The following is a 12,115-nucleotide window of genomic DNA, read 5'->3' as shown; positions in this document are numbered from 1 at the left end:
AGGATGAAGGCTGCCACCCCGACGCACCGCGCCTTGCTGGCCGGCGCCGCTGCCTGCGTCATGGCGCTTTGCTCCCCCGCGCTGGCCGCGCCGGGCGCGCCCGATGCCGACGGGTTCGTCACCGACCGCGCCTTTGAAAAGCACCTTGCCGAACAGCTGCTCGATGCAAGGCCCGGCGATGTCATCACGATCCCCGAGGGCAAGTGGAAGCTGATGCGGGGCCTCTCGCTCACCGCGCCGGGGGTCACCATTCGCGGCGCCGGGCGTGACCGGACGGTGCTGTCGTTCGCCGGGATGGTGTCGGGGCCGGTCGGCCTCCAGGTGACGGGTGACCGCTTCACGCTGGCCGACCTCACCGTGCAGGACACCAAGGGCGACGGGGTCAAGGTCAACGGCACCAAGGGCGTTACCATTCGCGCTGTGCGCGTGCGCTGGACCAATCCGGACAAGGCCACCCACGGTGCCTACGGGCTCTATCCGGTCGGCTGCACGGATGTGCTGATCGAGGACAGCGAGGTCTTCGGCTCCTCCGATGCGGGCATCTATGTCGGCCAATCGGACAATATCATCGTGCGCCGCAACCGCGCCGAGCAGAACGTTGCCGGGATCGAGATCGAGAACTCCACCCATGCCGACGTCTACGACAATGTGGCCACCGGCAACACCGGCGGCATCCTTGTCTTCAACATGCCCAACTTGCCCAAGCCGGGCGGCTTCACCCGCCTGCACAACAACGTGTCGGAAGCCAACAACACGCCCAATTTCGGCGCCAAGGGCACGGCGGTCAGCATCGTCCCTGCGGGCACCGGCATGATCGTGCTGGCCAACGACGACGTCGAGATCTTCGACAACGTGATCCGCGGCAACAACACCGTAGGCATCGCCATCGCCAGCGATTATTCAACCAACTACAAAATCGAGGCGGGATCGCCCGGCGCACATGATCCCTATCCCGAGCGCGTGCTGATCGCGAACAACGTGATAACCGGCACCGGCGGCGCGCCCGACAACGCGCTGTTTCCGGCAGCGCAAGCGATCCTGGCCGCCGGGCAGAGCGTGAACCTTGTGTGGGACGGCTTTGCCCGCAGCGATGGCGGTGACAACGGCATCTGCGTGGCGGCAGGGGGCGACAAGCTCGTCCGGCTCGATGCCGCGCATCCGGGGCAGCTCACCCTGATCCCGGGTCGCGATTGCAGCGCGTTCCCGCGACAGAAAGCCGTCGTGATCCCCTGAAGTACGCCCCTGCCATGTCCACGCGACTGCGCCTCGCTCTTTGGTCGTTACTTGCCCTGCTTCTGGGCTCGGCTCTGCTCGGCCGCGCGGCAGGGGAAAGCGGCCTCGCGCCGGGTGCGTTTCCCGCCCGCCTTTCTGCCTGGGGGCTGATCCACCGTGAAGGCGGCATGCTCAAGGCGCGCGCGGGCAGCGTCACCTACGATCTCGCGACGCCGCTGTTCAGCGATTATGCGCTGAAGTGGCGCGTCCTGTTCCTGCCGAAGGGAGCGAAGGCCGCCTACGATCCTGATCGCGTGCTCGATCTGCCGGTGGGCACGGTGATCGCCAAGACCTTCTACTACCCGCTCGCCCCCACTGCGCAGCCGGGCGGTGAAGAGGTGCTCAAGGCCCACCCGGCGGACTACCAGACCGGCGTTGGCGGCCTTCGGGTGGGCCGGGTGCGGCTGATGGAAACGCGTCTGCTGGTCCGCCGCGCCGCGGGCTGGATCGCGCTGCCCTATGTGTGGGACGAGGACCAGCGCGACGCCACGCTCGAACGCGTCGGCGATACGATCCCGCTCACGCTGGTCGACGGAGCGGCGCGCACATCGTTCGTTTATGTCGTGCCGGGCACCAGCGATTGCGCCGGCTGCCATGCGCCCGATTACACCAAGGGTGCGATCAACCGGATCGAACCCATCGGGATCAAGGCACGCCACCTCAATCGCCGCTTCCCCGGTGCCTTCGGTGATATCAACCAACTCGCGCGGCTGGTCCGGCTCGGGCTGCTGACCGGGAAGCCGGCAGCCGCTGAGATCCCGGCGAATGTCGATTGGCGCGATGCGCGGTTGCCACTGAATGCGCGCGCGCGCAGCTACCTCGATATCAATTGCAGCCATTGCCATTCACCGGTCGGAGCCGCGCGTACCACCGGGCTGTGGTTCGATCAGGGCCACGAACACGGTGCAGATTGGACAAACCCGACGCGCACCGGTCTGTGCAAGCAGATCGTGGCCGGCGGGCACGGCGGGGGCGGGCGGCCGTTCGATGTCGCGCCCGGCGAGCCTGATCGCTCGATCCTGCTCTACCGCGTCGGCTCGAACGAACCCGGCACGATGATGCCCGAACTCGGCCGTTCGCTCGTCCATGCCGAGGGCCTGGCCCTGCTCGCCAACTGGATCGCCCGGATGGACGGCCAGTGCCGGCTCGCATCCGAGGTGCGCTAGCGAGGCAGGAAAGGTCAGAGCCGCCTCGCTCCGCCCTGCTCCGCCTCGGACGTTTTCCGTGATGGCGTTCTGAACCGAAAGTCTGTTTTGCCGGTTTGCCTGGCGTGCAAGTCCAGCCGTCCGGCGCTGTCGGGGCACAGGTTCTGATCGATCCGGACATATTTCCTCACGAACCGGTTTGCCTTTGACAATGAGCAGAGGTACCTATGTCACTGAGAGGAAGGCGTCCCCGGAACGGTCCTGTTTGCCTGTTCGTTGCCTTTGATCTCGCCAACTGAGTGGTCGCATCAATCTGGTTCGCCAGCGCGGATTTTGCGCGCTGGTCTGCATTCGGAAGAGGTACGCGATGAGCTCTGTTACGATCAACGGCACGGCTGGTAGCAATGGCGCTGCGGGCGCAACCCCCGGTGCAGGCGGAGCTGATGGTACCATCGGCAGCGATGCCTCGGCGGTCACGTCGACCCCCGCAGACAGCAGCAACAGTGCGGCGGCCTATGGCGGCTCCGGCGGCGCGGGCGGCAATGGCGCCAGCAACGGTTCGGGCACGGGCGGCAATGCAGGGGCCGGCGGCGCGGGCGGCGCGGCCAGCGCATCGGCGACCACGTCGCGGGCTGGCGGCGCGTCTGCGATAGCGACCGCGAATGGCGGCGGGGGTGGCAGCAGCGGCACCGGCGGCAGCGGCCTAACCCCGGGCGTCGGCAACAACGGCGGGGCTGGCGGCGCTGCCACAGCGAGCGTCCTTGCCGAAAATACGGCGGCGACGGCCGATACCGTTTATGCGTCAAACGCGGCAACCGGCGGTACGGGCGGGTATGCCGTTGATCCGGGGCACATCGGTGGGGCCGGTGGCACGGTTTCGGGCACCACGGCAACCGCGCGCACGGCCGGCAGCGGATCGGCCAGTGCCGTCGCCAGCCAGACGGGCGGCAATGGCGGCTATGGTTATTCCGGTGCCGATGGCGGGGCCGGCGCTTCGAGCAGCCTGACCAATGCGGTTTCGGGCTATACCAATGGCGGCAGTCTCTATCTGACCCAGTCCGCCTATGGCGGCGGGGGAGGCGGCACCGACGGTGGCCTCGTCGGCGCCTCGGGGTCGGCGCTTTCGCGGCTCACCGTGGATGACACGGCAAGTCCCACCAAGAGCGCCAGCATCAGCGTCTCGATCGCCTCTGGAGGCGGTACGGGCGGTTCCGGCGCGAAGGGCAGCTCCGGCGTGGCGGGCGGCAATGCAACCACCAATGCCAATATCACCGGCGCGGGCAGCATTTCCCTTTATGGCACGGCCAATGGCGGCTCGGGAAGTTACGTCTCCGGCAGCGGCGGCGGCACGGGTGGCAACGGCGGAACGGCCACGGCCACCGGCCTTGCGGCCAGCAAGTCCACCGGCAGCCAGCAGGTCAGCATCACCGTGGCGGCAAACGGGGGCGGCGGCGGCTCGGCCGATGGTGCCGCCAAGACCGCCGGCAACGGCGGCGTGGCGAAATCGTCGACCGCGCGCGGGACGACGGAAGGGGCCGGGATCGTCAACGTCACGCTGACGCAGAGCGGGGGCAGCGGCGGCAGTGGCAGCAACGATGCCGCTGCGGGATCCGGGGCCAACAGCACGCTGACCAATGCGGTGAGCGGCCATTCGAACGGCGGCTCGCTGGTGCTCAGCCAGTCGGCCTTGGGTGGATCGGGCGGCTCCTCGCGAACGGCAGCCGGCGCGGCCGGTTCGGCCACCTCCAACCTTACGTTCAGCGAGAACGCCGAGGTCAAGCAGAGCAATTCGCTCACCGCCAACATTGCGGCGAATGCGGGCGCGGGCGGAAATGCACTGGGCGGGTTTGATGGCAAGGCGGGCGGCAGCGCAACGGCGCTTGGTGCGATCACCGGTGCGCGCAGCGTCAACACGAGTGTTTCTGCGGGCGGCGGCACCGGCGGCTACACCTCGACCAGCGGGCTCGGAACGGGCGGCGCGGGCGGCGGTGCCGGCGCCTCGGCTGCGGCGACGAGCACGACGAGCGGGAGCGAATCAATCTCCGCAGCCGCAGCCGCCAACGGCGGCGCGGGCGGCTATGGCGACGGTGCGGGCAAGACCGGCGGTGCGGGCGGCAAGGGTGCGGTCAGCGCGGTGAGCGCGAGTTCGGCCGGCAGCGGTTATGTGACGGCTTCTGCGTTCCAGACCGGCGGTGCCGGTGGATACGGCTACAACGGCGCGAGCGGCGGCGCAGGTGCGGCTTCCGCCATCACCAATGCCGTTACCGGATCGAGCAAGGGTGGCTACCTGCAGCTCCAGCAGACCGCCAATGGTGGCACGGGTGGCAGTTCGAACGGCGGCAGCGGCGGGCTTGCCGGGTCAGCGACCAGCAAGCTCACCTTCACCGATACCGTCAACACCAACAAGAGCGCCACGATCTCTGCCGCGAGCAATGCGTATGGCGGCGGCGGCGGCACTGTCGGTGGCGGGCAGAACGGCGTGGCGGGCGGCGCAGCCATCGCGGCCTCCACGATCACCGGGACCCGCGCGGTTTCTGCCAGCAGCACGGCCTATGGCGGCGCGGGCGCCATCGTGAACGGCAGCGGCGCCGGAACGGGCGGTGCAGGTGGCAAGGCAACCGCGCAAGCGACCGCCGTATCGACGACGACCAGCAACGAGTCCGTTTCCGCCAATGCGCTGGCCTATGGCGCGGGCGGCGGCAGCGCCGATGGTGCCGGGAAGACAGCAGGTGCTGGCGCGGTCGAGGCAGGATCATCCGCATCGGCAACCAGCGCCGGGAACGGCCAGGTCTCCGCATCCGCAAGCCAGAGTGGCGGCTCGGGCGGCAATGGGTTCAACGGCGCGAACGCGGGCGCGGGCGGCGGCAGCACGCTTGCCAACGCCGTGACGGGCAAGAGCAATGGCGGTACCCTCTCGCTGACGCAGTCCGCCGTTGGCGGCAGCGGGGGCAGCGCCAGCAACGGCGGCGAATCCGGCGTAGGCGGCAAGGCGGCATCAAGCCTCACTTTCTCTGATGCGGCGGCCTCTACCAAGAGCGCACAGATCAACGTCAACACCGCAGCCACGGGCGGCAACGGCGGCGGCAACAGCGGCGGCGGGTCGGGCAAGGCAGGCGGCGCGGCAACGAGCACGGCTGCGATCACCGCGACAAAGGGCGTAAGCGTCACCAGTTCGGCCTATGGTGGCAGCGGCGGTCTGGTGAGCGGCTCCGGTGGCGGTATCGGCGGTAAGGGCGGGACAGCAACTGCCAGTGCCAGCGCGACATCGACGACCGCCACCAATGCGTCCGTCTCGGCCACGGCAACGGCCAACGGTGCCGCCGGCGGCTATGGTGACGGTGCGGGCAAGACAGCGGGTGCGGGCGGCGTTGCCAGCCTCACCAAGGCCAGTGCGATTTCCGCCGGCAATGGCTATGTCAGTGCCACGGTGACGCAGACCGGCGGTTCGGGCGGTACCGGCTACAATGGCGCGAGCGCAGGCGCAGGCGCGATCAGCACGCTGACCGACGCGGTGACCGGCTCGACATTGGGCGGGACGCTCTCGCTCAGCCAGACCGCCTCAGGCGGTTCGGGCGGCAGCGCCGCGAACGGCATGGCGACGTCGGCGGCGGGTGCCGCCGGTGCGGGAACGTCGAAGCTGACCTTCGATGATCGCACGAACACCAACAAGAGTGTCCAGGTTAATGCGAGCGTGACCGCCAATGGCGGTTCGGGCGGCGGTGCAAGCAGCGGCGCAGACGGGACTATTGGCGGCGCGGGAACCGCTGCGGCCACGATTACCGGCACGCGCGCGGTCTCCGCCACGGCCTACGGGACCGGCGGTACCGGCGGCTCGATCAGCGGAACCGGCGCGGGCTCTGCGGGCAAGGGCGGCGCTGGCCGTGCCACGGTCGATGCCGTCACCACCAGCACCTCGACCGATTCGGTGAGCGCTTCAGCCACGTCGATGGGCGGCCGGGGTGGCAATGCCACCGGCACCGGCCAATCAGCCGGCGCCGGTGCTGCTGCGAGCGGGTCCTCCGCTTCTGCGATCACGGCGGGCAACGGCACGGCCAGCGCCAGTGTCATCCAGACGGGCGGGTCCGGCGGCAACGGCCTGGACGGTGCGAACGGCGGCGCTGGCGGCGCCAGTTCGCTGTCCAATACGGTGACAGGCAAGTCGGTGGGCGGCACTGTTGCCCTCACGCAGAACGCCTATGGCGGTCAGGGTGGCAATTCGACTGGCGGGGTTTCCGGCGTTGGCGGGGCGGCGGCCTCGGCGATTGCGTTCGATGACACCTTGCAGGCGACCAAGAGCAATCAGATCAGCGCCTCGGTAACCGCCGTGGGCGGCGGCGGCGGAAGCAATCTCGGCGGCGGCAACGCGCTCGCCGGCGGCAGCGCGACGGCCAGCGCCCGCGCGGTCGGCGTAAAATCCGCCTCGGTCACGGTTGCGGCCAGCGGCGGTGCGGGCGGCAACGTCGGTGCCGGGGGCACCGGCAACGGCGGCGATGGCGGCAAGGCCACCGGCAGAGGCGTGGTGAACAGCCTTTCCGTGGGCAGCGATTACGTCACCGCGACAGTTGCCGTCACGGGCGGAACCGGCGGCTACGCCGATGGCGCCACCAAGGTCGCTGGCAAGGGCGGGCTTGCCTCGGCATCGGTTGCCTTTGCCAAGACGGCAGGCAGCGGCAGCGCCACGGCAAGCGTGACGCAGACGGGCGGTGCCGGCGGAACCGGCTACAACGGTGCCGATGCCGGCAATGGCACGGCCAGCGTGCTGACCAATGCGGCCGGCGGCTCGACCAACGCCGGCTCGCTCAGCTTGACGCAGAACGCCATCGGCGGCGCGGGCGGCAACATCTACGCCGGGTCGGCTACCTCGGTTGCCGGGCTCGGCGGGGCAGGCACCTCGAACCTCACCTACGATGACAACGTCGCCGCCCAGCGGTCGAACCTGATTTACGGGCAGGCGTCGAGCTCGGGCGGAAGCGGCGGGAGCGCCAATGACGGCGGTAATGGTCGCGCCGGCGGCGCCGCGACATCAGGCATCACCGTCACCGGCGTGCTTGGCGTCAACGTCTATGCCGTCGCCTCTGGCGGCAGCGGCGGCGCCGTGGGGGGAACCGGCGGCGGTGCGGCTGGCAAGGGCGGCGGGGCGGCGGCGTCTGCCACCGCGATCAGCACGGCCACCGGCAATTCCACGATCGCGGCCCAGGCGCAGGCGAACGGCGGAAATGGCGGTTCGGCCAACGGTACAGGCAAGACTGCCGGTGCGGGCGGTGTCGCCAGCAACGCGGCGGCGACGGCGAGCAGCAACGGCAACGGGCAGGTCTCGGCTACGGCCACGGAATATGGCGGTAGCGGCGGTGCGGGCTACAACGGCGCGGTCGGCGGCGCGGGCGCTGCCAGCACGATCACCAATGCGGTGAAGGCGGGCAGCAACAGCGGCACCCTCAACCTCAGCCAGACGGCCTATGGTGGTTCGGGCGGAAGCTCGAGCGGCGGGACCGGCGGCGCGGGCGGCCTTGCCAGCTCGAGCCTTGTGTTCGACGATGCCATTAATCCCCATGCCAGCGCCGCGCTGAACATCATCGTTTCGGCATCGGGCGGCTATGGCGGCAGCAACGCGTCCGGCGCAGGGGGTGCGGGCGGTGCCGCCACGGCCAGCGGCACGGGCACAGGCACCGGCACGCTCAGCCTCAATGTCACGGCCAATGGCGGCTATGGCGGTACGGGTTCGACCGCGGGCGGCAAGGGCTCGGTCGCCATGGCCACCGGCATCGGCTCCGGCACCACCACCAACGTGTCCGTCGCGGCCCACGGCGGCACCGGCACGACGAGCAGCTCCGGCATTGCTTCGGCCACGGCGACGGGCAAGGCGGGCACGGCGAGTGCCTCTGCCGATGCCCACCTGACCGCCGGGGCGCTGGTGCGTGATGTCTCGGGCAACACCTCGAGCACGCTCTATGGCGGCGGTTCGACCTCGAGCACGGTTGTCGACAAGGTTGTCGCGACCATCGGTGTGGCGGCAGCGGCCATGGACACCACCTCGCAAGGCGTGGTGCAGATTGCCGGCAAGCCGCAGGCAGCGGATGTCACCGCCATCCTCTCGGCCAACAGTGCGATCAAGGCGGCGTTCAACACCGCCTCGCCATCCTACTTCGCGATTGCCGAGGTGGGCGGGCGCCACAGTTCGCTGGCGGCGGGTGCCGAGACGGTTACGGCGTCCTTCAACCTTACCGTCGACCTCTCCCAGCTTGCCGTGCGCGAGCACCTCATCCTGGGCTTCTTTGGCGGCAAGAGTTTCGGGGCCACGGGCGTGACGGGCGTGACGCTGACGATTACCGCCAATGGCAGTTCGGTGGTGAGCGAAACGTTCTCCACCGCCGCGGCGGCGGTGACCTATTTCACCAATCATGCGGTGGATGTCGGCAGCCTGACCGCCCCGGCCTATGGCTCCGGCACGCTGAACCTGACCGCCACACTGACGGTGACGACCAAAGCGGCGGGCTCGGGCTTCTATGGCAACATCCTGATCGGCGATCCTCCGGCAGCGCAGTCGCACGAAGCGCTGCACCATGCCGATGCGTTCCACTTCCCGGCACCGCCTGCCGAGGCGGCTCTGCCGGATTCGCACATCCAGCCGATTGATACGGCACCGGCCGATCATGGCGCGGCACTGCCCGGCTGGGAAGCCGACGCGTTGCCGCTTGCGGTGCACGATTTCGGCGGGCTCGGGCTGATCCATCACGCCGGCGATCTGGTGCTGATCTGAACGGGGCGAACAGCAAGCGGAAGAGGCCCGGCCAAGCCCGCCACCTCTTCCGCTTTGCCGGGCCTGCGCGCGCTTCGGCTCTTTTCCCCGATGGCTGGACATGCCACATCACGGGGTGGGAGAGCGACAACGATGTCCTGGCAAGCCGAAATAGAGGAACTGCGCCGCCGCGAGGCCATGGCCGAGAAGATGGGCGGGGCCGACAAGGTCGCGCGCCAGCACGGGCGCGGCAAGCTCGATGCGCGGGCGCGGATCGCCGGGCTGGTCGATGCCGGATCATTCCGCGAGATCGGCAAGATTGCGGGCAAGGGGCATTATGACGCCTCCGGAGAGCTGACGGACCTCAGCGCCTCCAACCTGATTTTTGGCCGCGCCAACATCGAAGGCCGCCCGGTGGTCGCCTCGGCCGACGATTTTACCGTGCGCGGCGGTGCGGCCGATGCGGCGATCCATCGCAAGTTTGTCCAGTGCGAGATGATGGCGCATTCGCTCGGCATCCCCATGATCCGCATGATCGACGGCACCGGCGGCGGCGGATCGGTGCGCACGCTGGAGGAGATCGGCGCAACGTATGTGCCCGCCGTGCCGGGCTGGGGCGACGTGATCCGCAATCTCGACAGCGTGCCGGTGGTTGCCCTTGCCCTCGGGCCGACAGCCGGGCTGGGCGCGGCGCGGGTCGTGGCGAGCCACTATTCGCTGATGGTCAAAGGCCTCTCGCAGCTTTTCGCGGCCGGGCCGGCGGTGGTCGAGGCGCTGGGCGAGGCGAGCGACAAGGAAAGCCTCGGCGGCAGCGCGATCCACACCCGCAACGGCGTGGTCGACGACGAAGTGGCGAGCGAGGCCGAGGCGTTCCAGCGCGCGCGCCGCTTCCTTTCCTATCTGCCGAGCCGTGTCGGCCAGCCCGCTCCCCGCACCGCGCCGGGCGATCCGGTGGACCGCCGCGAGGATTTCCTGCTCTCCGCCGTGCCGCGCGATCCCAAGCAGGTCTATTCGATGCGCAAGGTGGTCGAAGCGGTGGCCGACAAAGGCAGTGTGTTCGAGATGGGCCGGCTCTGGGGCCGCGCCGCGATCACCGCCTTTGCCCGGTTCGACGGTTGGCCGGTGGCGCTGCTCGCCAGCGACCCCTCGTTCCTCGGTGGATCGTGGGAAGCGCGCACGTCCGAGAAGGTCGAACGTTTCGTCAAGCTGGCCGACCAGTTCCGCCTGCCGATCATCCACCTCGTTGACAATCCCGGCTTCATGATCGGTCTTGCCGCCGAAACCAGCGGCACGATCCGCTACGGGGTGCAGGCGATGAACGCGATCTACCGCGCCACCGTCCCGCTCGCCTCGGTCATCGTGCGGCGTGCCTATGGCATTGCCGGCAGCGCCATGAGCAATGCCGATGCGTTCCAGTACCGCTTCGCCTGGCCGTCCGGCGATTGGGGCAGCCTGCCGATCGAAGGCGGGATCGAAGTGGCCTACAAGGCGGAGCTTGAACAGGCCGAAGACCCCGCCGCGCACCTTGCGATGGTCCGCGAGCGGCTGAACAGGGTCCGCTCACCCTTCCGCACGGCCGAACGCTATGCGGTGGAAGACATCATCGACCCGCGCGAGACCCGCCCGCTGCTGTGCGAATTTGCCGAACTGGCTTGGTCCAGGCTGAGCGGCTAGTTACCGGGCTCGTCACGGGTCGGGGAGGCGCGGCCAAGGCCGATCCAGTCGAACCACTCGGCATAGGGATGGCACCGCGCGGCGAGCGTCGTGGTCCCGTCCTGCGGGCGGCCGTCCCAGCAGGTTACCAACACTTCGACATCGCTGCGCGCGGCGTTCCATTCGATGGCGACGCGCGCCAGCGGCCGCGCCGGACTGGCCTGCGCTCCGGCATCCGCGAGGAGCCGGTCGATCCGCGCGCGGTCCGCCGGCGGCATGTATTGCAGCGTCATCGCGTGAAACACGACGCGGCGTTCGCCGGCCAGCTGGGGGGATTCCAGCTGCTGTTCCAGCCATGCCGCCGCACTGGCTGCATCCACGCGCGGCCGGTGCCGGCGCGCCAGTGCGATGGCGGCACCCAGCCGCTGCGTGCGGGCCCTTTCGCCTGGCCAGACATAGGCGTGGAGGCGGTCTGCATCGCCCGGGTGCGCCACATCGAGCGGGCACAGGTCGACCCCCCGCGCGCCGGCGATCATGACAGGGCCCGCGGCGGGTGAGGGACCGGACCAGCGCGGGGCAATCCGCACCGCGCTGCCGGTCTTCCCCAGTTCGACCGCGCCGACTGTGATGGCGTAGTGCGCCAGATTGAGGTTAAGGCCTGCGCTGGAGCCCAGTTCAAGAATGCGGCAGGGCAGGGGTTGCGCTGCGGACAGGTCGGCCAGAACTGCGGCCAGCCCTGCGATCCGGGCAACTTCGTTGGTCTGGGTCGGGCCGCGCAGCCATGCGAGCAGGGCGTCCTCCCCCAGTACCAGCGCCTGCGTGACGGCGAGATCGAACTGTACAGGGTCGGGCACGGTCGCCGCACCGGCATCGCGGTAGAGCGCGTGCAGCATGGGGAACTGCTGCGAGCGGGCGAGCGCGTGGAGCCCGGCAGTCAGCCGGAAGATCACGCCGGCGCTGGCAAGGTCGCCCGGCCATGTCTCGATTGTGCGCGCGACCGTGGGCGCCGCGCACAAGGTGCGTCCAAGGCTGTCGAGCACGGCGGCCACGAAGGCCTTGCCGAATGCGCGGGCCTTGGCGGCCTCCACCGCCAGTTGCGCCTCTGCGCGCGGGGCCGGATCGGCGGAAACGGACGGGGTTGCGGCAAGGGCGGAGTGGTGCACGGACGCGATGCTTTCTGGACCCGGTTGTGGTTGCCCCGATCTATCCGTTTGTCGCAAACATGCTGGCAGCACCGGCTACGGGACACTTCGTATCCCGGTGAAATAGTTCCCTGAATCCGGGACGCTTCCACCGGGCAAATGCGTAA

5 protein-coding genes are annotated in these 12,115 nt (G+C 69.3%); 4 read left to right on the top strand and 1 reads right to left on the bottom strand.

What is annotated here, in order from left to right:
* Positions 1-3 precede the first annotated feature (3 nt).
* The 4 genes from AQZ52_RS13940 to AQZ52_RS13925 all read left to right on the top strand — a co-directional run bounded on the left by AQZ52_RS13940 (position 4) and on the right by AQZ52_RS13925 (position 10,827).
* On the top strand, positions 4-1,233 hold the full coding sequence (locus AQZ52_RS13940) for a parallel beta-helix domain-containing protein (protein ID WP_067911912.1): 1,230 nt from the start codon (positions 4-6) through the stop codon (positions 1,231-1,233).
* Between the two features lie 14 nt (positions 1,234-1,247).
* A complete protein-coding gene (locus AQZ52_RS13935) occupies positions 1,248-2,438 on the top strand; it encodes an SO2930 family diheme c-type cytochrome (protein ID WP_067911910.1) in 1,191 nt (396 codons plus the stop codon).
* Positions 2,439-2,784: 346 nt separating this feature from the next.
* Positions 2,785-9,174 carry a beta strand repeat-containing protein gene (locus AQZ52_RS13930; protein WP_067911907.1) on the top strand — a complete coding sequence of 2,130 codons (6,390 nt, stop codon included), beginning with the start codon at positions 2,785-2,787 and terminating at the stop codon, positions 9,172-9,174.
* A 132-nt stretch (positions 9,175-9,306) separates the two neighbouring features.
* Positions 9,307-10,827: an acyl-CoA carboxylase subunit beta gene (locus AQZ52_RS13925; protein ID WP_067911904.1), complete on the top strand. Its 1,521-nt coding sequence runs from the start codon at positions 9,307-9,309 to the stop codon at positions 10,825-10,827.
* On the opposite strand, the gene AQZ52_RS13920 is transcribed toward AQZ52_RS13925, so the two are convergent.
* Positions 10,824-11,969, bottom strand: a complete 1,146-nt coding sequence (locus AQZ52_RS13920; protein ID WP_169793749.1) for a DUF2332 domain-containing protein — start codon at positions 11,967-11,969, stop codon at positions 10,824-10,826. The genes AQZ52_RS13925 and AQZ52_RS13920 overlap by 4 nt on opposite strands.
* Positions 11,970-12,115: the final 146 nt, after the last annotated feature.

The sequence above is a fragment of the Novosphingobium fuchskuhlense genome (genome assembly GCF_001519075.1).
GTDB lineage: Bacteria > Pseudomonadota > Alphaproteobacteria > Sphingomonadales > Sphingomonadaceae > Novosphingobium > Novosphingobium fuchskuhlense.
Note: the sequence above shows the minus strand (reverse complement) of the source record. Positions and strands in the feature narration are given on the sequence as shown.